This window comes from Mesobacillus sp., from assembly GCF_057785455.1.
Genome location: NZ_JBYNSB010000061.1, coordinates 209503 through 234086, shown reverse-complemented (window position 1 = coordinate 234086; position 24584 = coordinate 209503). Strand labels below are relative to the sequence as shown.

General features: G+C 45.2%; 23 protein-coding genes. 20 read left to right on the top strand and 3 right to left on the bottom strand.

Annotated elements, in window-relative coordinates:
- Nucleotides 1–13 precede the first annotated feature (13 nt).
- From icmF to pyrG, 5 genes are all read left to right on the top strand, one after another.
- Nucleotides 14–3274, top strand: coding sequence for a fused isobutyryl-CoA mutase/GTPase IcmF (gene icmF / locus AC3EBE_RS23355; protein WP_488597520.1), 3261 nt, complete (start codon nucleotides 14–16; stop codon nucleotides 3272–3274).
- Between the two features lie 346 nt (nucleotides 3275–3620).
- On the top strand, nucleotides 3621–3836 hold the full coding sequence (locus AC3EBE_RS23350) for a hypothetical protein (protein WP_488597426.1): 216 nt from the start codon (nucleotides 3621–3623) through the stop codon (nucleotides 3834–3836).
- 117 nt (nucleotides 3837–3953) lie between these two features.
- Entirely contained in the window at nucleotides 3954–4526 is a 573-nt protein-coding gene (gene rpoE, locus AC3EBE_RS23345) for a DNA-directed RNA polymerase subunit delta (RefSeq protein WP_488597425.1), read from the top strand.
- Nucleotides 4527–4801: 275 nt separating this feature from the next.
- Nucleotides 4802–4978: a hypothetical protein gene (locus tag AC3EBE_RS23340; RefSeq protein ID WP_488597424.1), complete on the top strand. Its 177-nt coding sequence runs from the start codon at nucleotides 4802–4804 to the stop codon at nucleotides 4976–4978.
- Between the two features lie 68 nt (nucleotides 4979–5046).
- The gene (pyrG, locus tag AC3EBE_RS23335; RefSeq protein ID WP_488597423.1) at nucleotides 5047–6648 is read left to right on the top strand and encodes a CTP synthase; all 1602 of its coding nucleotides are present in this window, start codon (nucleotides 5047–5049) and stop codon (nucleotides 6646–6648) included.
- Between the two features lie 500 nt (nucleotides 6649–7148).
- Here pyrG and AC3EBE_RS23330 read toward each other — a convergent pair whose 3' ends face one another.
- Complete coding sequence (locus AC3EBE_RS23330; protein WP_488597422.1) at nucleotides 7149–7670, bottom strand: DUF2529 domain-containing protein; 522 nt, start codon at nucleotides 7668–7670, stop codon at nucleotides 7149–7151.
- A gap of 260 nt (nucleotides 7671–7930) precedes the next feature.
- Between AC3EBE_RS23330 and AC3EBE_RS23325 the strand changes: the two genes are divergently transcribed.
- The 12 genes from AC3EBE_RS23325 (at nucleotide 7931) to spoIIR (ending at nucleotide 20606) form a co-directional block, all read left to right on the top strand.
- A complete protein-coding gene (locus tag AC3EBE_RS23325; protein ID WP_207501374.1) occupies nucleotides 7931–8299 on the top strand; it encodes a response regulator in 369 nt (122 codons plus the stop codon).
- A gap of 395 nt (nucleotides 8300–8694) precedes the next feature.
- Nucleotides 8695–9552 (top strand): class II fructose-bisphosphate aldolase, encoded by an 858-nt coding sequence (locus AC3EBE_RS23320; RefSeq protein ID WP_488597421.1) that lies wholly within the window; start codon nucleotides 8695–8697, stop codon nucleotides 9550–9552.
- A gap of 99 nt (nucleotides 9553–9651) precedes the next feature.
- Entirely contained in the window at nucleotides 9652–10299 is a 648-nt protein-coding gene (fsa, locus tag AC3EBE_RS23315) for a fructose-6-phosphate aldolase (protein WP_488597420.1), read from the top strand.
- Nucleotides 10300–10609: 310 nt separating this feature from the next.
- Nucleotides 10610–11896 (top strand): UDP-N-acetylglucosamine 1-carboxyvinyltransferase, encoded by a 1287-nt coding sequence (murA, locus tag AC3EBE_RS23310; RefSeq protein ID WP_488597419.1) that lies wholly within the window; start codon nucleotides 10610–10612, stop codon nucleotides 11894–11896.
- A gap of 245 nt (nucleotides 11897–12141) precedes the next feature.
- Nucleotides 12142–13104, top strand: coding sequence for a class II fructose-bisphosphatase (gene glpX / locus AC3EBE_RS23305; RefSeq protein WP_488597418.1), 963 nt, complete (start codon nucleotides 12142–12144; stop codon nucleotides 13102–13104).
- 540 nt (nucleotides 13105–13644) lie between these two features.
- A complete protein-coding gene (rho, locus tag AC3EBE_RS23300) occupies nucleotides 13645–14916 on the top strand; it encodes a transcription termination factor Rho (RefSeq protein ID WP_488597417.1) in 1272 nt (423 codons plus the stop codon).
- A gap of 382 nt (nucleotides 14917–15298) precedes the next feature.
- The gene (rpmE, locus tag AC3EBE_RS23295; RefSeq protein WP_488597416.1) at nucleotides 15299–15511 is read left to right on the top strand and encodes a 50S ribosomal protein L31; all 213 of its coding nucleotides are present in this window, start codon (nucleotides 15299–15301) and stop codon (nucleotides 15509–15511) included.
- Between the two features lie 228 nt (nucleotides 15512–15739).
- Entirely contained in the window at nucleotides 15740–16360 is a 621-nt protein-coding gene (locus AC3EBE_RS23290; RefSeq protein ID WP_488597415.1) for a thymidine kinase, read from the top strand.
- A gap of 312 nt (nucleotides 16361–16672) precedes the next feature.
- The gene (locus AC3EBE_RS23285; protein WP_488597414.1) at nucleotides 16673–17122 is read left to right on the top strand and encodes a hypothetical protein; all 450 of its coding nucleotides are present in this window, start codon (nucleotides 16673–16675) and stop codon (nucleotides 17120–17122) included.
- 433 nt (nucleotides 17123–17555) lie between these two features.
- Entirely contained in the window at nucleotides 17556–18629 is a 1074-nt protein-coding gene (prfA, locus tag AC3EBE_RS23280; protein WP_488597413.1) for a peptide chain release factor 1, read from the top strand.
- Complete coding sequence (gene prmC, locus AC3EBE_RS23275) at nucleotides 18622–19491, top strand: peptide chain release factor N(5)-glutamine methyltransferase (protein ID WP_488597412.1); 870 nt, start codon at nucleotides 18622–18624, stop codon at nucleotides 19489–19491. The genes prfA and prmC overlap by 8 nt, the downstream gene beginning before the upstream one ends.
- Before the next feature lie 395 nt (nucleotides 19492–19886).
- A complete protein-coding gene (gene spoIIR / locus AC3EBE_RS23270) occupies nucleotides 19887–20606 on the top strand; it encodes a stage II sporulation protein R (protein WP_488597519.1) in 720 nt (239 codons plus the stop codon).
- Between the two features lie 48 nt (nucleotides 20607–20654).
- Here the strand turns inward: spoIIR and AC3EBE_RS23265 are convergent, their stop codons facing one another.
- Both AC3EBE_RS23265 and AC3EBE_RS23260 read right to left on the bottom strand, forming a co-directional pair.
- Complete coding sequence (locus tag AC3EBE_RS23265; RefSeq protein ID WP_488597411.1) at nucleotides 20655–20999, bottom strand: cupin domain-containing protein; 345 nt, start codon at nucleotides 20997–20999, stop codon at nucleotides 20655–20657.
- Nucleotides 21000–21013: 14 nt separating this feature from the next.
- Complete coding sequence (locus tag AC3EBE_RS23260; protein ID WP_488597410.1) at nucleotides 21014–21391, bottom strand: globin domain-containing protein; 378 nt, start codon at nucleotides 21389–21391, stop codon at nucleotides 21014–21016.
- Nucleotides 21392–21702: 311 nt separating this feature from the next.
- On the opposite strand from AC3EBE_RS23260, the gene AC3EBE_RS23255 reads away from it, so the two are divergent.
- From AC3EBE_RS23255 to AC3EBE_RS23245, 3 genes are all read left to right on the top strand, one after another.
- Nucleotides 21703–22107 (top strand): KGG domain-containing protein, encoded by a 405-nt coding sequence (locus AC3EBE_RS23255; RefSeq protein ID WP_488597409.1) that lies wholly within the window; start codon nucleotides 21703–21705, stop codon nucleotides 22105–22107.
- Between the two features lie 148 nt (nucleotides 22108–22255).
- Complete coding sequence (locus tag AC3EBE_RS23250; protein WP_488597408.1) at nucleotides 22256–22699, top strand: GNAT family N-acetyltransferase; 444 nt, start codon at nucleotides 22256–22258, stop codon at nucleotides 22697–22699.
- 176 nt (nucleotides 22700–22875) lie between these two features.
- Entirely contained in the window at nucleotides 22876–23919 is a 1044-nt protein-coding gene (locus AC3EBE_RS23245; protein WP_488597407.1) for an L-threonylcarbamoyladenylate synthase, read from the top strand.
- Nucleotides 23920–24584: the final 665 nt, after the last annotated feature.

Below are 24584 nucleotides of genomic sequence, written 5' to 3'. Positions count from 1 at the left end.
GTACAGAATGAGTATGAAGGAAACGTATAAGCCGAAGAATCATATTCGCTTTGTGACAGCTTCAAGTTTGTTCGACGGCCACGATGCTTCGATCAATATCATGAGAAGGATCCTGCAATCAATGGGTGCAGAGGTCATCCATCTCGGGCATAACCGCTCCGTTGAGGAAGTTGTGAACGCGGCAATCCAGGAAGATGCGCAGGGGATCGCGATTTCTTCCTACCAGGGCGGGCATGTTGAATACTTTAAATATATGTATGACCTTTTAAAGGAAAAGGGCGCTAGCCATATCCGCATTTATGGCGGAGGCGGCGGGGGCATCATTCCTCGGGAAATAAAAGAGCTTCATGAGTACGGAATCGCACGGATTTTCTCGCCGGAAGATGGCCGCAAATATGGCCTTGATGGCATGATTGAGCAAATGATCAAGGAATGTGATTTCCCGACAGTGACAGTTGAAGGCGTTGAGGAAATCGAAAAGCTTGAATCGGGCGACCCGAATGCCGTTGCCAAGCTGATCACGCTGGCAGAACAGCAGGTTGGTTCGGAAAAAGAAGCAGCGGCTGCGGTCGAAACATTGATGGAAAAGGTAAAGACGATGACCAAATCCGTACCTGTAGTCGGTATCACCGGAACAGGCGGTGCAGGTAAAAGTTCATTGACAGACGAACTGATCAGGCGCTTCATCAATGAAATCCCTGAAAAACGCGTCGCGATTTTATCAGTCGACCCGACTAAGCAAAAAACAGGCGGTGCCCTGCTTGGCGACCGGATCCGCATGAACGCGATCTTCTCTCCGCGCGTTTATATGCGAAGCCTGGCGACAAGAAAATCGAGATCAGAGCTTTCCCTTGCGATCAAAGATGCGATTGACGTGGTAAAAGCGGCAGGCTTTGACCTCGTGATCGTTGAAACAAGCGGGATTGGCCAGGGAGATGCTGGCATTACCGAAGTGTGCGATGTATCTATGTACGTGATGACAAGCGAATTCGGTGCGCCGTCACAGCTTGAGAAAATCGACATGATTGATTACGCTGATTTGATTGTCATCAATAAATTCGAGCGCAAGGGCTCAGAGGATGCGAAGCGCCAGGTCCAGAAGCAATACCAGCGCAGCCATCTTTTCTGGGATAAAGAACTGGATGAGATGCCAGTGTACGGCACGATTGCCAGCCAGTTCAATGACCCTGGTACAAATGCCCTTTTTGCTGCCCTGGTTAATAAAATCAATGAAAAAGCGGGTACTGACTGGACGACATCCTTCTCTACGAATGCAATCGTGGAAAAGCAGAATATCATCATTCCAAATGACCGCCGCTATTATTTAAGGGAGATTTCCGAGACGGTCCGCGGCTATCACAGGCACGCTGCCGAGCAGTCAGAGCTTGCCCGCCGTTTGTTCCAGCTTGAAGGGACGATCGAAGCGGTAAAAGAACGCGAGACGAACGAAGAAGTCCTTAAATCACTTGAGGCGATGAAGGAAGAGCTTGTGAAAAAGCTTACTCCAGAATCGAAAAATATTATTGACCAATGGGGAGCTCTAAAAGAAAAGTACAGTGCAGATAAATTCATCACAAAGATCCGCGACAAGGAAATCGTGACGGAATTGAAGACGAAGAGCCTGTCTGGCCTGATGATCCCTAAGGTCGCATTGCCAAAGTACAAGGATTACGGCGAGATTTTACGCTGGGTATATCTAGAGAATGTACCTGGAAGCTTCCCTTATACAGCCGGAGTTTTCCCGTTCAAGCGTGAAGGGGAGGACCCGAAGCGCCAGTTCGCAGGGGAAGGAACGCCGGAAAGAACGAACCGCCGCTTCCATTACCTTTCAAAGGACGACAGCGCAAAGCGTTTGAGTACTGCTTTTGACTCCGTGACATTATACGGCGAGGATCCTGATTACCGCCCTGATATTTACGGTAAGGTAGGGGAGAGCGGTGTCAGCGTCTGTACGCTTGATGACATGAAAAAGCTGTATGCCGGCTTCGACCTTTGCCATCCATCGACTTCAGTATCGATGACGATCAATGGTCCTGCGCCAATCATTCTGGCGATGTTCATGAACACCGCGATCGAACAGCAGGCAGAGAAGAAGGAAGCTGAGCTTGGCCGCAAGCTGAATGATGAAGAGTTCGCGCAAATCAAGGAAATGACGCTGCAAACAGTCCGCGGTACGGTGCAGGCGGATATTTTAAAAGAAGACCAGGGACAAAACACTTGTATCTTCTCAACTGAATTTGCACTTCGGATGATGGGCGATATCCAGCAGTATTTTATCGACGAGAAGGTCCGCAATTACTATTCTGTATCCATTTCGGGATACCATATTGCCGAAGCGGGCGCAAACCCGATTTCCCAGCTGGCATTCACGCTGTCAAACGGATTCACGTATGTTGAGTACTATTTAAGCAGGGGCATGAAGATTGATGACTTCGCGCCGAATTTGAGCTTCTTTTTCTCAAACGGACTTGATCCCGAGTATTCAGTCATTGGCCGTGTAGCACGCCGCATCTGGGCAACGGTCATGAAAAACAAGTATGGCGCAAATGAGCGCAGCCAGAAGCTGAAGTATCATATCCAGACTTCAGGCCGTTCCCTGCATGCGCAGGAAATCGACTTCAACGATATCCGGACGACGCTTCAGGCATTGATGGCGCTGCATGACAACTGTAACTCGCTTCATACAAATGCCTATGATGAGGCAATCACAACGCCGACTGAAGAATCCGTCCGCAGGGCAATGGCGATCCAGATGATCATCACGAAGGAACATGGATTGACGAAAAACGAAAATCCGCTTCAGGGTGCGTTCATCATCGAAGAGCTGACAGACCTTGTAGAAGAAGCAGTCCTGCAGGAATTTGAACGGATCAATGACCGCGGCGGCGTGCTAGGCGCAATGGAAACACAATATCAGCGCGGCAAGATCCAGGATGAGTCGATGTACTACGAAATGAAGAAGCATTCAGGTGAGCTGCCGATCATCGGCGTGAATACTTACTTGAATCCGAATCCTCCATCCGAAGAAGAAATTGACAAGATGGAGCTTGCCCGGGCGACAACTGAGGAAAAAGAAACACAGATCCGAAATCTGGAATCCTTCAAGGCTAAAAATAAGGACCAGTCAGAAGAGGCCCTTAACCGCCTGAAAGAAGCAGCAGTCAGCGGCGGCAATATTTTTGCAGAGCTGATGGAAACGGTAAAATATGCTAGCCTTGGCCAGATTACCCGAGCACTTTACGAGGTTGGCGGACAATTCCGCAGAAACATGTAAAAAGCCACGTTTAAAAAAAGTCCTGCAAGTGTATAAAGGTAGGGCACAGATAACTGGATTCACAGCAAAGATGGCTTGTAGGAGACTATGAGCCATCTTATTTTAAACTCTATTATCCGCCTGCAGCCAAGGTTGCTGAATTTATATCAATTTTACATACATTTTTCCAGCATATCTTATATAATCTAACTATAAGGCTCTATTGGGATTAAGAGATTAGCCCGCAGAACATATTTGACTTTTTGCTTATCTGGATGAATACTTTTACTGCATGTTCATCGCTGAAATCTCCCCAATGGCTCAACTAGAGTTGGTACATATGACCTACTGCAGGATGTGAAAAAATTTGAGACTGGTATTGCAAACGGCAGGGGCTGCGATCATCGCTGCGGCCTTATACTATTTATATCAGCGTCAGCTTGGTGCCATTTCTTTTTTCGTTCTATCGATCTTTTTCTGTTATCTGGCATACACACAGCTCAGGAAGCGGAAAAAGAAAGAAGTAATCTCTTCGCGAAAGACAGGAGCAGAAAGCGAAAAAAGCCAAGAAAACAACAGATAAAACTAGCATAAAGGTTTAGAATTTGTTTATAATGTAGAATATGCATTCTGGGATATTTTCCTTGTTTTCGGACGCAAGGCCAAGTATGGCCTGGAATAGAGAAAGGAAGTGCGAAGGTTGAGTCTAAATCAATACTCAAAAGAAGAGCTTCAAGAAATGTCATTGATTGAAGTTGCATTCGAAATTTTAAAAGAGAAAAAGCAGGCAATCACATTCAAAGAACTTATGGATGAAATTACAAAGGTCCTTGGACTGAGCGAAGAGGTAGCCCTCGACAGAATGGCTCAGTTTTATACAGATATAAACATAGATGGACGCTTCATGTCACAGGGGGAATCCCGCTGGGGACTTCGCGTTTGGTACCCTGTAGACCAAATTGAAGAAGACAATGTCACAACGGTCAAGCCTAAGAAGAAGAAATCCAAAAAGGCAACTGATGAGGACGATCTCGACCTTGACGAATTCGATGAAATCGATGAGGAAGATCTTGATTATGACGACATCGATGAATTCGATGAAGATGAAGACGACGATCTTCTTGATGACGATGATGATGAAGAGGAAGAAGAATTCGACGAAGATCTTGATGACACTGAAGACTTCGATGAAGACGACGACGAGTTACTGGAAGACGAAGAAGAAGATCTTCCGCTTGAAGACGAGGATCTTGAAGACGACGAAGATCTCTAATTCACTGCTTGACTTTTAACAGGCCCGACTGTAGAATACTTTTTGGGCTCCTTAAAAAAGGACGATTAGTAAAAAAAGCAGCAAAACGCTCCCCATACACTGTATGCGGGGCGTTTTTTTTTGTTTTTTGCTCAGTTATATACCAATGATGGTTTCAATCCCTGTTGATTGCAGTGGAAGGCGCGCAGACTCCTTCGGGATTTAGCGGGCAGGTGAGACCCCGCAGGAGCGAAGCGACGAGGAGGCTCACCGCACGCCACAAGAAGAATTTGCTTATGAAAAAGCCGGCATTTGGGCTTTTTCATAATTCTTCAGAGGAAAGCGAAGCGCCTGGAACGGAAATCAACAGCATAATTACGCTGAACCATTTTATTAGAGCATATTCAACCCCCCTGGGGAAAAACGGCAGGCACCAGCAAAAGCAAACAGTGCAGGCTACACAACAATGTTAAAAATTTTATTAATAAATCAATTAAACAGGTACAGATTGTACAAACTGTTTGATGAGGGGGATTACATTATGGCAAAGTATATTTTTGTTACTGGCGGCGTAGTTTCGTCATTAGGAAAAGGAATCACAGCAGCCTCTCTTGGCAGACTCCTGAAAAACAGGGGCATGAGCGTGACAATTCAAAAATTCGATCCATACATCAACGTGGATCCTGGGACAATGAGCCCTTATCAGCACGGTGAGGTATTCGTTACAGATGATGGCGCTGAAACCGATTTGGACCTTGGCCACTACGAGCGTTTCATTGATATCAACCTGAACAAATACTCTAACGTGACAACAGGTAAAATCTACTCTACAGTTTTGAAGAAAGAGCGCCGCGGCGACTATCTTGGCGGAACTGTACAGGTTATTCCGCACATCACAAATGAGATCAAGGACCGTGTTTTCCGCGCTGGAAAAGAAACTGGCGCTGACGTAGTCATCACAGAAATCGGCGGTACAGTTGGGGACATCGAATCACTGCCATTCCTTGAAGCAATCCGCCAGATAAAAAATGATGTTGGACGCGACAACGTTATGTACGTCCACTGTACTTTGGTACCATATATCAAAGCTGCCGGTGAAATGAAAACAAAGCCAACACAGCACAGCGTAAAAGAATTGCGCAGCCTGGGCATCCAGCCAAACATCATCGTCCTGCGTACGGAAATGCCGATATCCCAGGATATGAAAGATAAAATTGCTCTTTTCTGTGACATTGACAAAGACGCAGTTATCGAAGCTGCAGATGCAGATACACTTTATTCCATTCCGCTTGCGCTTCAGGAACAGAAGATGGACCAGCTTGTCTGCGACCACTTCAAGCTTGATTGCGGCGAAGCAGATATGACAGAGTGGAACAAGCTTGTTGAAAAGGTAACCAATCTTTCTGGCAAGACTAGAATCGCTCTTGTCGGTAAATATGTAGAGCTTCAGGATGCATACATTTCAGTGGTAGAATCTTTAAAGCACGCTGGATATGCTTTTGACAGCGATATTGAAATCAAGTGGGTCAATTCTGAAGAAGTAACAGCAGAAAATGTCGTTGAACTGCTTGACGATGCAGACGGAATCCTTGTTCCGGGCGGCTTTGGTGACCGCGGTATTGAAGGTAAGATCCTAGCGACTCAGTACGCACGCGAGAACAAAGTTCCATTCTTCGGAATCTGCCTTGGCATGCAGCTTGCATCAGTTGAATTCGCGCGCAATGTCCTTGGTCTTGAAGGTGCACACTCTGCAGAAATCATGCCAAGCACGCCATACCCAATCATCGACCTTCTTCCTGAACAGAAGGATATCGAAGATCTTGGCGGAACACTTCGTCTTGGCTTATATCCATGTAAGCTAGAAGAAGATACAAAGGCATTCGCTGCTTACGGAGATGACCTGATCTATGAACGCCACCGCCACCGTTACGAATTCAATAATGAATATCGTCAGGCAATGGAAAAGGCAGGCTTCCTGTTCTCAGGGACAAGCCCAGATGGCCGCCTTGTAGAAATCATCGAGCTAAAAGACCACCCATGGTTCCTGGCGTCCCAGTTCCATCCGGAATTCACATCAAGACCAACACGCCCGCAGCCATTATTCAGGGATTTCATTGAAGCATCAATCAAATTCCGTCAATAAAATAAAAATCCGGTGCATTCTCGAGGGAATGCACCGGATTTTTTTATGAATTTTGCTGCCGAATGTTTTTTTCACCAGTTTATGCTCGTTTTTCACCAGTAACTTTAGATTTTTTCACCAGTAAGTTTGTTTTTTTTAACAAGACAACGATTTTATCACCAGTAAGTTTGATTTTTTCACCAGACTACGATTTTATCATCAGTAACCTCAGTTTTATCACCAGTAACTGCGATTTTATCACCAGTAAGTTTGTTTTTATCACCAGTAACTACGATTTTACCACCAGTAACTTTGTTTTTTTCACCGCATTACGATTTTATCACCAGTAACTTTGGTTTTTTCACCAGTAACTACAGTTTTATCACCAGTAAGTTTGTTTTTTTCACCAGTAACTGCGATTTTATCACCAGTATGCCAAAAATTAATTCATGGTTACATCTGGTTGGTTGAGCGCTACCCAAAAGGTCAAATTTACTAGCTAATGCAGCCGAAACTAAACCCTAGTACTCCTCCAAAATCTCCTCAATCGTAAACTTCAAGCCGTAATATACAAATAGGGCGGCCATCGATGTAGGGAATCCAATTCTGTTACCTGTTTCGTCTGGAAGCATGCCCTTTGTCAGCCTTAAGTCGATATGGACATCCGCCAGTGTATTGAGGCTTTCTCGATCGGTTTCTCCGCGGACAGTTGAGATTGCAACAAATGGAATTCCTTTTCCCTTTAAATCATGAGCCGTACCTACAGCATCCGCATCATTAGCATAACGGCTGACAATCAGGACGCGGTCAGCTGCCTCAACTTGAACTCCAGCTGTTAAAAGAGCTGCTGACTGCAGCGGTTCTTCGCCATAAACTGCTTCGAAACCGATTGCCTGCATTTCTTTTGTACCGTAAATATAAATCGTTCCCTGGCCGGCCGCTGCCTGTGCCAGCAAACGTGCACCATCCTCGATTGCGAACTCTTCTTTTTCATGCAGCCGTTTGAATAACCCTGTTAGCTGTGTCGAAAACATTTTTAACATAGAAGCACCTCCATCTTTGCCAATTTTGATTATATCGAACTACAATGAGAAGGTAAAAGTCCTTGTCGAAAAAAACTTTGATATATGGCAGGAATTTCAAGGATTATCACGAAATATGTAATGGGGATAAAACAAGAGCGTTTCCTGGACAAAACATTTACATGAACACTGTTTTCACATCGCTTTTCGCCAGATTAGCTTGGGCCGACTGGCAAAAGGTTATGGAAAGTCAAATGACTTATTAGGGGGAAGATGGCGGCATGAAAGAAAAAATACTTATTGTTGACGACCAGTTTGGCATCAGAATTCTACTTAATGAAGTGCTGCAAAAAGAAGGTTATCAAACGTATCAGGCTGCAAATGGCGTCCAGGCCCTAGATATCGTAAAAAAGCATCCACCAGATCTGGTCCTTTTGGATATGAAAATCCCTGGCATGGATGGAATTGAGATTCTTAAGAGAATGAAGGTCATTGAGCCGGACATCCGCGTCATCATAATGACAGCGTACGGAGAACTGGATATGATCCAGGAGGCAATGGACCTCGGCGCGCTGACTCATTTTGCAAAACCGTTTGATATTGATGATATCCGTGCGGCTGTTAAAAAATATTCACAAACCGTTTCATGAAAAATGAATCAGGTCAAAAATAATAGATAAGCTTAAGTACATATTTTTCCCTCAAAGATTTGGGGGATTTTTTTTCTGGAATTCATACTGTAAAAAGCGCTTGATCGCACAAATAAATTGGATTAATTTGTAAAAAAATAAAGAGAAACGCATGTTATCAGATTAGCGAAAATATTGGTAGCGCTTGCTTTATAGCATTTTTATGACACTTGCAAAAACAAGGCTTGAACGATGGCAATTCTCAAATTCTTTTGGTATGATACATATGAATTCCACAGGATCAATTCGTTTTGTTGAATGCCTTCTCGGGTACATAATCAAATGCAGAGAAGGAAAACCTTTAAAATGGTAGCATAGTCAAAAAGACGATTGATCATTACGAAGGAGGAAAAATAATGCCTTTAGTTTCAATGACAGAAATGCTTAAGAAAGCGAATGCGGAAGGCTACGCTGTTGGGCAATTTAACTTAAATAACCTTGAGTTCACTCAAGCGATCCTTCAGGCTGCTGAAGCTGAAAAATCCCCAGTCATCCTTGGTGTTTCTGAGGGTGCTGCACGCTACATGGGCGGCTTCAAGACAGTTGTGAAAATGGTAGAAGGTCTGATGGAGGACTATAAAATTACAGTTCCTGTCGCTATTCACTTAGACCACGGTTCAAGCTTCGATAAGTGTAAAGAGGCAATCGATGCAGGCTTTACATCTGTTATGATCGATGCTTCACACGGTCCTTTCGAAGAGAACGTAGAAATCACTTCAAAAGTGGTAGAATACGCTCACTCTAAAGGTGTTTCTGTAGAAGCGGAATTAGGAGTTGTCGGCGGCCAGGAAGATGATGTCGTTGCAGCTGGCGTAATTTATGCTGATCCTAAGGAATGTGAAGAGCTTGTTAAGCGCACTGGCATTGACTGCCTTGCTCCTGCACTAGGTTCTGTTCACGGCCCTTACAAAGGCGAACCAAACCTTGGCTTCAAAGAAATGGAAGAAATCAACAAAACTGCTGGTGTACCATTAGTGTTACACGGCGGAACTGGAATCCCTACAAAAGATATCCAGAAGTCTATTTCTTTTGGAACTGCGAAAATCAACGTTAACACTGAAAACCAAATCGCTTCTGCTAAAGCAGTTCGTGAAACACTTGCTGCTAAGCCTGAAGAATACGATCCACGTAAATACCTTGGACCTGCTCGCGATGCGATCAAGGAAACTGTTATCGGCAAGATGCGCGAATTCGGTTCTTCTAACAAAGCGTAAAAGCTTCGCAAATCTGGTATAATTAAAACCGCCTTACATAAGGCGGTTTTATTCGATTTTTATATGATTGAAAATTTTGTCGACTGGAGGCGTTTACAAATGAAATTTTTTATCGATACTGCGAATATGGAAGAAATCCGCGAGGCCTATGCACTAGGAATCCTGTCTGGTGTTACAACCAACCCGTCATTGGTGGCGAAAGAGAAGAATGTTAAGTTCGAAGACCGCCTGAAGGAAATCACTGAGCTTGTTCCTGGTTCCGTCAGCGCAGAGGTCATTGCGCTGGACGCAGAAGGAATGATCAGGGAAGGCAAGGAGCTTGCTGCGATCGCCCCGAACATCACAATCAAGGTTCCGATGACTCCTGATGGGTTAAAAGCTGTTTCTGTTTTCTCAAAAGAAGGCATCAAGACGAATGTTACACTTGTTTTCAGTGCTAACCAGGCATTGCTTGCAGCAAGAGCAGGAGCTACATACGTTTCACCATTCCTGGGAAGATTGGATGACATCGGCCACAACGGCCTTGACTTAATCTCAACGATCGCGGACATTTTCACGATCCATGGCATTGAGACAGAAATCATTGCCGCTTCCATCCGCCACCCTCAGCATGTGACAGATGCAGCGTTAAGAGGCGCGCATATCGCAACAGTACCATACAAAGTCATCCAGCAAATGTTCAACCACCCACTAACAGACAAAGGCATCGAAGCATTCCTGAAAGACTGGGAATCACGCGGCCAATAAATCTCAACTCACGTTAACGCTTTAAAGCGCCGGGGGTCAGACCCCCGCTGCTTTAAAGTGGTAAAGTCCGGCGCATGTCAGGAACTTTTGCCCAATTTCTAGTTTCTTGCATTTTATTACATGATTTTGGGAATATCGTGTAAACTAGAGGAATAGAATACTGCCGGAATCTGGCTATATTTGTTGGAAAAATGTTCCTGTGTTTCTGTTTTAATAATAATTTTACAAGAGCCTACATCGGTCTTAGCTGAAATCCTATTTGCATCTCCAGCTTGACCTTAATACATCACGGCTTAGAAGGGAGTCAAAAATGGAAAAGCTTAAGATTGCAGGCGGTTATCCATTAAAAGGAACTGTTCGGATCAGCGGTGCGAAGAACAGTGCGGTAGCCCTGATCCCCGCAACGATTTTAGCTGAATCGCCTGTAACCATCGAAGGTTTGCCGAATATTTCTGACGTTCATATGCTTAAGGATTTGATGGAGGAAATTGGCGGTTCTGTCCAGTTCTCGAACAATGAAATGACGGTTGATCCGTCTTCCATGATTTCCATGCCTTTGCCGAATGGAAAAGTGAAAAAGCTGAGAGCATCTTACTACCTGATGGGAGCAATGCTGGGACGTTTCAAAAAGGCTGTCATTGGCCTGCCGGGCGGCTGCCATTTAGGTCCGAGGCCGATTGATCAGCATATAAAAGGTTTTGAAGCACTTGGAGCGAGTGTGACAAATGAACAGGGTGCCATTTATTTGCGCGCTGACGAGCTCCGCGGTGCAAGGATTTATCTGGATGTTGTCAGCGTTGGTGCAACAATCAATATCATGCTTGCCGCTGTACGTGCAAAAGGCCGTACAGTCATTGAAAATGCGGCGAAAGAGCCTGAAATCATTGATGTTGCGACATTGCTTACAAATATGGGTGCCAAAATCAAAGGTGCGGGTACGGATGTGATCCGGATCGATGGCGTGGACGAGCTGCACGGCTGCCGCCACACAATCATACCTGACCGGATCGAAGCTGGTACATATTTGATTCTTGGTGCGGCAATCGGAGAAGGTGTCCTGATTGATAATGTCATTCCGCAGCATATTGAATCTCTTGTAGCCAAGCTGAAGGAAATGGGCGCGCACATCGAAGCGAGTGACGAATCCATTTTCGTCGGGCCGGCAGATAAGTACAAAGCTGTTGATATTAAAACCCTGGTCTATCCAGGCTTCCCAACAGATCTTCAGCAGCCTTTCACCTCGCTTTTAACGAGAGCAGAGGGCTCCAGTGTCGTGACCGATACCATTTATGGTGCGCGCTTCAAGCATATTGATGAGCTTAGGAGAATGAATGCCAATATCAAGGTAGAGGGCAGATCGGCAATCATCAGCGGACCTGTCAAGCTGCAGGGTGCAAAGGTGAAGGCAAGCGATCTGCGTGCTGGCGCTGCACTTGTGATAGCTGGTTTGATGGCTGAAGGGGTTACTGAAATCACCGGAGTTGATCATATTGACCGCGGCTACAGCCACATCGTAGAAAAGCTGAACGGACTTGGTGCCACAATTTGGCGCGAAGATATGACGTCTGAAGAGCAAGAAGAGATAAAAAAATCATAAAAAGTATAGTACAATGAAAGATGTACAATACAAATGGTAGTACTAATGGCAGTTTATAAGCGAAATAGTATAGCATATTAACCTTGGTACGATAGGCTCACCAAGCTGGCAAATCACATTTCCTTTTATGAAAATGATCGGAATTAGAGGTGCCGGAATCTCTGGGGAGTCCTGTCGCCGGGGTTTATACTACAGCTGACTATTTCCTATAGGCATTAGTGCTTTGATGATTAGGGGAGGATCTCATGGAACGCAGCTTAACGATGGAGCTTGTCCGTGTAACGGAAGCAGCAGCACTTGCTTCAGCCCGCTGGATGGGCCGTGGTAAAAAAGATGAGGCCGATGATGCGGCTACTTCAGCAATGAGGGATGTTTTTGACACGATTCCGATGAAAGGCACGGTAGTAATCGGCGAAGGGGAAATGGACGAAGCGCCAATGCTGTATATTGGCGAAAAGCTTGGGACAGGCTATGGGCCGCGTGTGGATGTCGCTGTCGATCCGCTGGAAGGCACAAACATCGTTGCCTCTGGCGGCTGGAATGCGCTTGCTGTACTGGCGGTTGCGGATAACGGCAATTTGCTGCACGCGCCAGACATGTATATGGACAAACTTGCGGTAGGACCTGAAGCAGTCGGTATGGTTGATATCAATGCTTCCGTACTTGATAATCTGAAGGCTGTCGCAAAAGCAAAGAACAAGGATATCGAAGATGTTGTGGCAACGGTATTGAACCGTCCTCGACATGAGCATATCATTGCGCAGCTGCGTGAAGCAGGAGCAAGGATCAAGCTGATCAACGATGGCGATGTTGCCGGCGCAATCAACACTGCGTTCGATTTCACTGGCGTTGACATCCTGTTTGGCTCAGGCGGAGCTCCTGAAGGCGTTATTGCTGCAGTAGCACTAAAAAGCCTCGGCGGAGAAATCCAGGGGAAATTGCTTCCGCAAAATGACGCAGAACTAGAACGCTGCATAAAAATGGGCCTCGATGTGAACAAAATTCTTCTTATGGAAGACTTTGTCCGCGGTGATGACGCAATCTTTGCTGCAACCGGCGTAACCGACGGCGAATTGCTGAAGGGCGTCCAGTTCAAAGGCTCTTACGGCTCAACCCATTCAATTGTTATGCGTGCGAAATCAGGCACAGTCCGCTTTATCGAAGGCCAGCACAGCCTGAAGAAAAAGCCGCACCTGGTTATGAAATAATAAATATTTTATTTTAGATCAGTAATACCTATAAATTATTAAATGACTGTTGCTCTTCGTTCCAGGCGCGTAGACTCCTTCGGGATGAAGCGGGACAGGTGAGACCCCGGAAGAAATGGTCCGAAAAAGAAGGGACCATTTTTCCCCGCAGGAGCAAAGCGACGAGGAGGCTCACCGCACGCGCCGAGAAAAGCGAAGCGCCTGGAACAAAAATCAACAGCTAATTAAATAACCAGCAAACCCTTACAAATTAGCTCCCGATACCTAATTCTATAGGCAGAGGGAGCTAATTTAAAAAGATATTGATTATTTTTCCTATTTAAGGGTAAAATGAAAATTGTTTTTACTACTTCGAAATCTGCTTGCATCCAGGCTCTTTTCGTAAATTAGCTAGATTCAGAAAAGAAATTCTTCATTAATTCCTTCTTACAATCCTTCAAAGGAAACTCGTTTCTTCTTTTTCCATCCATACCTTTTGAACTCTTATACATTCTTTATTTTTATGGTGGAAATCGAAATATTTTAAGGTGTGGTGACATTATGGAAGTAAATATTTCAAGCTTAGAAAATATGAAATTAAAAGAGCTGTATGAACTTGCAAAGGAATACAAGGTTTCCTACTACAGCAAATTGTCGAAAAAAGAATTGATTTTTGCCATTTTAAAAGCGCGTGCTGAGCAGCAGGGTTACTTTTTCATGGAAGGTGTTCTTGAGATCATCCAGTCAGAGGGCTTTGGCTTCCTGCGTCCGATCAATTACTCGCCTAGTTCTGAGGACATTTATATTTCCGCTTCGCAGATCCGCCGTTTTGATCTGAGAAATGGAGACAAGGTTTCAGGAAAGGTTCGTCCTCCAAAGGAAAACGAGCGCTATTTTGGCTTGCTTCAGGTTGAAGCAGTTAACGGCGACGATCCGGAGTCTGCTAAGGAAAGGGTTCACTTCCCTGGACTGACGCCTTTATATCCGGACCGCCAGATGAAATTGGAGACAACCCATAATAAAGTTTCTACCAGAATCATGGATGTCCTCGCGCCAGTCGGTTTTGGCCAGCGTGGCTTGATTGTTGCGCCGCCAAAGGCTGGTAAGACGATGCTGATCAAGGAAATCGCGAACAGCATCACAACGAACCATCCTGAAGCAGAATTGATTGTCCTGCTGATCGATGAGCGTCCGGAAGAAGTAACCGATATCGAGAGATCGGTTGCAGGCGATGTTGTCAGCTCGACTTTCGATGAAGTCCCTGAAAACCATATTAAAGTGGCCGAGCTTGTGCTTGAGCGTGCGATGCGTCTAGTTGAACACAAGCGTGACGTTATCATTTTGATGGACAGCATCACCCGTCTTGCGCGTGCCTACAACCTCGTCATTCCGCCAAGCGGACGGACACTTTCCGGCGGTATCGACCCGGCTGCATTCCACCGTCCAAAGCGTTTCTTCGGTGCAGCGCGTAATATCGAAGAGGGCGGAAGCTTGACAATCCTTGCGACTGCGCTTGTGGATACTGGTTCACGTATGGATGACGTTATCTATGAAGAATTCAAGGGAACTGGTAATATGGAGCTTCATCTTGACCGTTCACTTGCGGAAAGAAGAATCTTCCCGGCAATCGATATCCGCCGTTCCGGAACTCGTAAGGAAGAACTGCTTATCCCTAAAGACCATCTCGACAAGCTCTGGGCAATCCGCAAATCGATGTCCGATTCGCCAGACTTCGCAGAAAAATTCTTGCGCAAGCTAAGGCAGTCCAAGTCAAATGAAGACTTCTTCGCTGTCCTTGGCGAGGAAATGAAGGGGAATACGAAGCGTCAGTAATTTACTAGTTGCTGTATTGAATGCATTGAGTTTTAGCACCTGTTGCTCTTCGTTCCAGGCGCGAAGACTCCTTCGGGATGAAGCGGGACAGTGAGACCCCGGAAGAAATGGCCCGAAAAGAAGGGACCATTTTTCCCCGCAGAAGCGAAGCGACGAGGAGGCTCACCGCACGCCCCGAGGAAAGCGAAGCGCCTGGAACGGAATTCAACAGTCTAATTTTTATTTTATATTCCTTTTTATGGAAGGTAAAACAAGCTTGAAAAATAAAAGCATACTTGTTATACTGATTACAGTGTGTTTTTACAAAAACGGCAAGTACTATATTTGCTGTTATTTATAACTCTGTTTCGGATATGATTCAGGGCGGAAGGAGATGAAAAGAATGAAATCAGGAATTCATCCAAATTACAAAACAGTTAAGGTGACTTGCGCATGCGGTAACGAATTCGAAACTGGTTCTGTAAAGAACGAGATTCGCGTTGAAACTTGCTCTGAGTGCCATCCTTTCTATACTGGACGTCAAAAATTTGCTGAAGCTGGCGGACGTGTTGACCGCTTCAACAAGAAGTACGGCCTTAAGAACCAACAACAGTAATAGCAAACCTCAAAAACAGGCAAGAAGCTTTGTGACTTGCCTGTTTTTTATTGTCTAGATTTAGATGTACAAGGGTACATAAAGATAGATTTATCCGTAAATTTTATCTTCATAAAACTTTAAATTTCAGTCTGGTTTTGGCGCTTTTTTTTGTTATAATGGAAAAAGCTGAAAAAAAGGTGTCGGATGTAGTCAGAATTTGGACCAGCGAGGAAGGAGAGGCCGACCATGTACGTGATGAAACAAAGCGGTTGGATCGAGCTGATTTGCGGCAGCATGTTTTCCGGGAAGTCGGAGGAATTGATCCGCCGAGTGCGCAGAACCCAGTTCGCCAAGCAGAAAATTGCCGTTTTCAAGCCGAAAATCGATAACCGCTACAGCGAAGAATCGGTTGTATCACACAACGGAACTGCTGTTACAGCAATGCCTATAGCGAATTCCACAGATATTTTCCAGCATATCAATCCAGATATCGATGTGATTGCCATTGACGAAGTACAGTTCTTTGACAATGAGATCCTTCAGGTTGTCCAGCATCTCGCAGACAGCGGATATCGAGTGATTGTTGCCGGCCTTGACCAGGATTTCCGCGGGGAGCCATTCGGCCAGATGCCAGCGTTGATGGCAGTTGCCGAAAATGTGACCAAGCTACAGGCTGTTTGTGCTGTATGCGGTTCACCTGCAAGCCGTACCCAGCGTTTAATCAATGGAAGCCCAGCTTCATATGACGATCCTGTCATTCTCGTTGGGGCATCAGAATCTTATGAGCCACGCTGCAGGCACCATCACGAAGTGCCGAAATCCCCAAACGAGCTGAAAATAGAAAAAACGACTGAAACTTTGACATAAATATTGTAATCCTCCTATTCATGGGAGGATTTTTTGTTTGTAATGAAGATTGAAGTTTTCCTTATTTTGGGTGAAGGGGAGATTATCCTGCCTTTTGGATTAATTATTGTGATAAATGGAATGATTCCTGACTTTTTTCGGGCAATTATAGCTGTTCTTCAGGAGACTCCCTCACTTCACCAGGAGAATGATTTTTCCAGCTTGAAAATTTCACTGCTAAATGGGCAGTTTGAAAAAAATACAAAGCACCCTTCTCGTGAATGCATGGCCAAGTCATGCTGCGGGCAACCTAACGTTGGGAGGTGCCATAATATGAAAAAAACATTCATGGTTTTTATCTTAGCAATGATCATGGTTTCAGGATGTGCTCAGAATAATGCTGAATCTGTACACGAAAAGCAGCAGGATCAGGCCGGGCAGGACCTGTTAAATGACCGTGATGGTGTTCGCGAAGGGGACGGACCGAATTTTTCCAGGGACGTGGATGACGGGATGACGATGAGCGACCAGAACCCAAATCTGCTGAATACCGATAATGAAAATCATATTAATTTATCAATGGATGTTCGAAAGGCCAAAGAAGTGATAGCTGCACAAGGGTATGAGCCTGATGCAGTCTGGATCAATGGCGGTAGGATGAACATAACCGCGCGCCCGGAAGGCAGGCTTTCCAGGGATGAACGGGACCAGGCGGAAAAGTCACTAAGGAAAAATCTCTTAAAGGCTCTGCCTCGCTATGAAATCAATGTGGATATTAAATAGGTTGGCTGAAGCATGCTCGCTGATGGGTGTGCTTTTTTGTGCTTAAGATCAATATAGAGAATCTTTCTTTTTCGTTTTTGGATGAAAAGGGAATTAAAAATTGAGCAACGGGGATTAATTTGAAAGAACAGGAACTAATTGTATGTTACGGGGATTAAGTTGAATAAGAAGGGTTAAAACTGAGGAAACCAGGTTTTCGTCCAACGAAACCATAATTAACATGAATGAAATAAAAATTAATTAAGGGTATCAGTCAAAAACCGCATCCAGCTGGTTATCATGATTCACCTGTTTCTATCTAAACCAGCAGATTGGCTTTGACTGAGATATTCACCTATACTATAATTAGAATGTTATGAGCTTTTTTCTAAGCTTTTTTTAATAAGAATATTGAGTCGTCCGTATTGGATATTAAATATAGAGGTGAATGCCCGTGTTTGATCGTCTTCAAGCAGTTGAGGATCGTTATGAAAGATTGAATGAGCTATTGAGTGACCCGGAAATTGTTAATGATTCCAAGAAGCTTCGTGAGTATTCCAAGGAACAGTCTGACATTCAGGATACTGTTATGGCTTACCGTGAATATAAGGAAGTTAAAGAGCAGCTGGCTGATGCGAAAGCGATGCTGGAGGAAAAGCTGGATGCAGAAATGCGTGAAATGGTAAAGGAAGAAATCTCTGAGCTTGAGCCTCAGATTGAAGAGCTTGAGGCTCGTATCAAGCTTCTTCTTATCCCGAAAGACCCTAATGATGACAAGAACGTTATCATGGAAATCCGCGGCGCAGCAGGCGGAGATGAGGCTGCTCTTTTTGCAGGCGACCTTTACCGCATGTACAGCCGCTATGCGGAATCCCAGGGCTGGAAGACCGAGGTTATCGATGCGAGCACGACTGGCGTCGGCGGTTTCAAGGAGATCATCTTCATGATCAATGGGAATGGCGCATATTCCAAAATGAAATTCGAAAATGGGGCGCACCGTGTACAGCGTGTTCCAGAAACAGAATCAGGCGGACGTATCCATACGTCAACAGCAACGGTAGCATGCCTTCCGGAAGCAGAGGAAGTCGAAATTGAGCTTCATGATAAAGATATCCGTTTCGACGCATTCGCGTCCAGCGGTGCAGGCGGACAGTCCGTTAACACGACGATGTCGGCTGTTCGTCTAACGCATATTCCAACAGGTATTGTGGTTTCCTGCCAGGATGAAAAATCGCAGCATAAAAACAAAGACAAGGCGATGAAGGTACTTCGTGCCCGCGTTTATGACAAGTTCCAGCAGGAAGCACAGGCTGAGTACGACCAGGTTCGTAAATCAGCTGTCGGTACAGGGGACCGCTCTGAGCGTATCCGTACGTACAACTTCCCGCAAAACCGCGTGACTGACCACCGTATCGGTTTGACTATCCAGAAACTTGACCAGATTTTGCAAGGCAAGATGGATGAAATCATCGATGCGCTGATCATGGAAGACCAGTCTCAAAGGCTTGAGAGTGCCAACAATGAGTAATCACAGTGTAAAAATATACGAAGCCCTCAATTGGGCTTCTTCTTTTTTAAAAGAAAGCAATCGGGAAGAGTATGCAGGCGAGCTTTTGCTGCGCCACTTCTCAGGCCTTAGCCGGACTTCGATGCTTGCGATGATGCGTGATGATTTGGACGCTGGTGTGTGGGTTCTTTTCCAGGAGGCTGTAAAAAGGCATGCTGATGGGGAACCGATTCAATACATCATTGGCTCAGAGGAGTTTTATGGCCGCCGCTTTGAAGTGAATGAGCATGTGCTGATTCCCCGTCCGGAAACGGAAGAGCTGGTGTATGGGACATTGAAGCGTCTCGGTGAGCTTTTTCCAGATGAGGATACGCTTGAGCTAGTTGATGTCGGGACAGGCAGCGGCGCGATTTCCGTTACGCTCAAGCTTGAAAAGCCCGAGCTGAATGTAACCGCCATCGACCTTTCAGAAGACGCATTAAAGGTTGCGCAGAAAAATGCCGCACAGCTTGAAGCGGAAATTGAATTCATCCACGGCGACTTGCTGCAGCCGCTCATCTTACAGGGGAAAAAGGTTGACGCAGTCATCTCCAATCCGCCATATATACCAGTATCCGACCAGGAATGGATGTCGGACATTGTCACTGAGCATGAGCCGCATATGGCCCTGTTTGCCGGTGAAGATGGGCTGGATCTCTACCGCAGATTCATGGATGAGCTGCCGCTAGTCCTCAAGGAAAAAGCGCTGGTCGGCTTTGAAATCGGTGCCGGCCAGGGAGAAGCAGTCTCCGGCCTGCTGAAAAAAACCTTCCCGCACGCAAAGGTGGAAATCGTTTTTGATATCAATGGCAAGGACCGGATGGTGTTTGCGGAAATGTTATAGAAATTTGGATCTCGCTTCAGAAGGCGAGGTCTATTTTTTTGGCTCTGTTAAAGCTGATGTTGATTTTTAAACCCTGTTGATTGTAGTGGAAGGCGCGCAGACTCCTTCGGGATGAAGCGGGACAGGTGAGACCCCGGAAGAAATGGCCCGAAAAGAAGGGACCATTTTTCCCCGCAGGAGCGAAGCGACGAGGAGGCTCACCGTACGCCCCAAGAAAAATTTACCCTTGAAAAAGCCGGCAGTTGGGCTTTTTCATAATTTTTCAGAGGAAAGCGAAGCGCCTGGAACGGAAATCAACAGCCTTGTTTAACAGAGCTATTTTTTTCAAAATTACTAGTTTAAGAATCTATCAATCTGTCCACACTGTGACTAGTGAAGGGATGGTGCGGAAGATGATGACAAAAAAAACAGCAGCAATCATATATATTCTCCTATTATGCGCAGGTACAATTATAAGTTTATATACACCCAAAAATGAAGTGACGGCCCAGGAGGCGATGGTGATTCCGAATGAGGCCATCAGGCTGAGGATCCTCGCTGACAGCGATACAGAAAAGGACCAGGCAATCAAGCGAAAGGTCCGCGATGCAGTAAATAAAGAGATTACCCTGTGGGTCAAGGATATAGCTTCGATAGACGATGCGCGGAACGTAATCAAATCCAAGCTTCCTGAAATCCAGGCAATCGCCGAAAATGTAGTAAAAACTGAAGGTTCATCACAATCTGTCAAAACAGAGTTCGATAAAGTCCAGTTCCCGACAAAGCTTTATGGACAATTCCTCTACCCAGCAGGCCAGTACGAAGCAATCCTGATCACTTTGGGTGAGGGGCAAGGAGCAAACTGGTGGTGCGTGCTTTATCCGCCGCTGTGTTTCCTTGATTTTTCAAACGGAGAAGCGACAAGCGAAGGCTTTGACGAGGGTGACAGTAAAGGTGATGTAAAAGTAGACAGTGAAGAAAAAGCAGCAGACGCTGATAAGGAAGACACAAAGTCAAAGAAGAAGCCTGCAAAGGAAATTGGCACTGAGAAGCCTGTATTCGAAGATGGCTCTGAGGAAGAAGAAGTAGAGGTAACATTCTTTTTGGTCGAGATTTGGAACAGGATATTTGGATAAAAAGTGACCCCGCTTGAGAATATGCGGGGTCTCTTTTGGCCATTTAGCCTATATATTTTGCACAAATCGCTCATCAGGTATTTTAGTCAGCATCACATAAAGGCTGGCAGGGGCGGTTCCTGTGTTTTTGTAGGATAGTTCTTCAGTTCCGGCAAGATGGACAGTTTCGTTTGCAGCAGCGGTTACTTCTGTGCCATCAATTGTGAAGGTTCCTTCCCCTTGAAGAGTTAGAATATAGACCTCGGTGCCGGGATGGGTGTGCTTCGGCAGCTCCTGTCCGGGCATGAAGTTTAATAGAAAAATAGTGCTTTCGCCTTTTTTTAAAAGAATCCTCTTCGTAAAGCGCTCCTCGTTGAATTCCTGGTAATCCTTTAGTGAGATTTTTTCCATCATGAACTCCTCCTCTATTAGTGGCTGTTAACCATGATTGGCGCGATTTGGCTTAAGCGTTCAAACAATGCCTTTCCGCCTTCTGTCTCTATTAAACCGGTTTCGGTCAATGTTTCGTGCATCAGCTTAAGCCATGCCTGTGCCCGGACAGGCGTGATTTCGAAAGGCATATGCCTTGCGCGCATATTTGGCGGTCCGAACTTTTCGCTGTATAGCGGACCTCCGCCTGTCAATTGTGTCAGGAACATCCACTGCTTCATTTTTATTTCTTCGATATCCCCCTCGAACAAAGGACTTAGCTCTTCATTTTCATAAACCTTCGGATAAAAAGTATCGACAATTTTGCGGATGGAAGCATCGCCGCCAATTTGCTCATAAATCGTTTTAATTTCCATGCCGTTCCTCCTGTTAACATCTGAACAAATAAATTTATTTATCTTTATTATAACCACCCAGATGATCAGAAAGAGTGACCTAAATCACTCACTTGTGAAATTTTCACTATGAGAAGCTAGGAAACTATATCTAGCTTCTCTAAGAAAAAGATGGTAAAAGAGGTAAAATTCCTGTGAATATTTCCAAAAATATTACATCTAGTGGACAGGGATATTACATTCCTTTTTCAAAGGTTTTAGAGGCGGGAGAAGCGGATATTCAAGGGAGTGTAAGAACAAAACAAAAACAGATTTCAAGGAGGATGAGTACTATGGCTAACAACAATAACAATAACAATGATAATGGTAAAATGTCACGTGAAGAACGCGGACGCATGGGCGGCGAAGCAACAAGCCGTAATCATGACAAAGATTTCTATCAGGAAATCGGCCGTAAAGGCGGAGAAGCAACAGCTGAAAATCACGACAAAGACTTCTATCAGGAAATTGGCCGCAAAGGCGGAGAAGCTACTGCTGAAAGCCATGATAGCGAGTTCTACCAGGAAATCGGCCGCAAAGGCGGAGAAGCAACATCTGAGAATCATGACAAGGAATTCTATCAGGAGATTGGACGCAAGGGCGGCGAAGCCACTGCTGAAAATCATGGTGAAGAATTCTACAAAGAAATTGGTGAAAAAGGCGGCAACGCTCGTTCAGAGAACAACAACAATGATTAATCAACCGGTTTAATAGACCAAAAAGCAGACAAGGCAGCATCCATTCTAGATGGATGCTGCCTTGTTTCACTTTCCCCCTATTATCGAGTTCTACTTTTTCAACTCTCTCATATTCATTAAGTAGAATCTAAATTTTGGGGTGAAAGATATGACGTGGAAAATTAGAAGTGCGAATATTGAAGATGTAACTAAATTGGAGGCTTTTTTAACAAAAGCAGGAGTTAGCGCGGAAGGTTTGCATGAATCAATAGAAAACTTTTCGCTTATGGAAAACACTGATGGGGAATTGAAGGCATGTTTGGGTGTGGAGCCTGTTGAAAAGGCAGGCCTGCTGCGATCATTCGTTGTTTCCCCGGAAATTGCCCAGCCAGATTTGCTGCTTCTTTTTAAAAGAGCGTTCTTGACTGCAAAATGCCAGGAGCTGCAGGCCCTCTATCTTGTAACCAACAAAATGAGTGCGGTTTCCTTTTTCAGCAGCATGGGTTTTGAGATGGTCACTCAATCAGAGCTTCCGGAAACATTGCTTGAAAAAAATCATATAAAACATGTTTTGACTGTGGATAACTCTGCTATTATGAAAATAATTCTGTAAATTGTGGATATATCCACAAAGTTATCCACGGATCCACTGATTTTATACACAATTTGTGGATAAAAACTTGTGTTCGCCTTCTTATTCTTTTATACTTTCATAGAAATCTTGTTATCCATAAAGGATAAACGGACTAGATTAAGGGATACAAGGCCCAGAATCAAAGGTGGATGTACATGGAAACAAAAATGTGGACAGTGGATAAGGATGTGGATAATTTAAAAACATATCCACAGATTATAGAAGCAGCTGAAAAACTCAAACAAAATGAAGTGGTCGCATTTCCGACAGAAACCGTATATGGACTTGGCGGAAACGCTAAAAGTGATGAGGCCGTGTCAAAAATCTTTGAAGCAAAAGGCAGGCCTGGGGATAACCCGTTGATCGTCCATATCTCAAGTCAGGAACAAGCCCATGCATTTGTAAAAGAAATTCCTGAAAAAGCGAAGCGTTTAATGGATGCCTTTTGGCCAGGGCCATTAACGATCATTTTAGAAAAAAGGGCAGGGGTGCTCTCAGATAAGGCTACTGCGGGTTTGTCGTCTGTTGCGGTGAGAATGCCTGACCACCCAGTAGCGCGGGCGCTGATTGAAGCATCAGGTCTGCCGCTGGCGGCGCCAAGCGCAAATTTATCAGGAAAGCCCAGCCCAACGGCTGCCGGACATGTTGCCGATGATTTGACGGGCAGAATTGCCGGAATTGTTGACGGAGGCCCGACCGGAGTTGGCCTGGAGTCCACAGTGGTCGATTGCACCGCTGATGTACCCGTTATTCTACGGCCGGGTGGTGTGACACGGGAACAGCTGGAGTCGGTGGTCGGTGAAGTAAGCACGGATCCAGCTTTGAAGGATGGAGACCAGGCGCCCAAATCGCCAGGGATGAAATACCGCCACTACGCTCCTAACGCACCGTTTTATCTAGTGGACGGGACGCGCGGGCAAATCCAGCAGCTCGTCCAGGAAAAACGGAACGAGGGCTTGAAGGTCGGCGTCATGACTACAGTGGAAAACAGGGATTTTTATGATGCCAATGTCGTCATCGCCTGCGGAGAAAGAAGCAATCTTGAAACAGTCGCCGAGGCTCTATATGATACATTACGTTCCTTCAATAATGAAGAGCTCGACATTATCTTTGGCGAAGTCTTCCCGGAACATGGCATCGGCCAGGCCATCATGAACCGGCTATCCAAGGCATCTGGATTGGAAATTATAAAAAAGTAATAGTACGGAGGCGCATCGAGGTTTCGGTGCGCTTTTTTAATTACTTCCCTCAAATCGCGGATAGTTTTAAAGGGTGCTGTTAAGGCCATTCATCCCTAAAATTTCTTCATGGATGGCTCTAATGGAGGCTATAAAGACCATTTAGCCCGAAAACTTCATCATGGATGGCTCTAATGGAGGCTATAAAGGCCATCCAGCCTATAAATATCGTCGTGGATGGTTCTAATAAAGGCTATAAAGACCATCCAGCCCGAAAATAACTTCGTGGATGGCTCTAATGGAGGCTATAAAGACCATCCAGCCCTAAATAATCGTCGAGGATGGCTCTAATAAAGGTTATTAAGACCATCCAGCCCTAAAATAACTTCGTGGATGGCTCTAATGGAGGCTATTAAGACCATTCAGCGGTAAAAAATCGTCGTGGATGGTTCTAATAAAGGCTATTAAGACCATCCAGTCCGAAAAAATCGTCGTGGATGGCTCTAATGGAGGCTATAAAGACCATCCAGCCGTAAAATATTGACGAGGATGGCTCTAATGGAGGCTATAAAGACCATCCAGCCGTAAAATATTGACGTGGATGGTTCTAATAAAGGCTGTTAAGACCATTCAGCCGTAAAAAATCGTCGTGGATGGCTCTAATGGAGGCTATAAAGACCATCCAG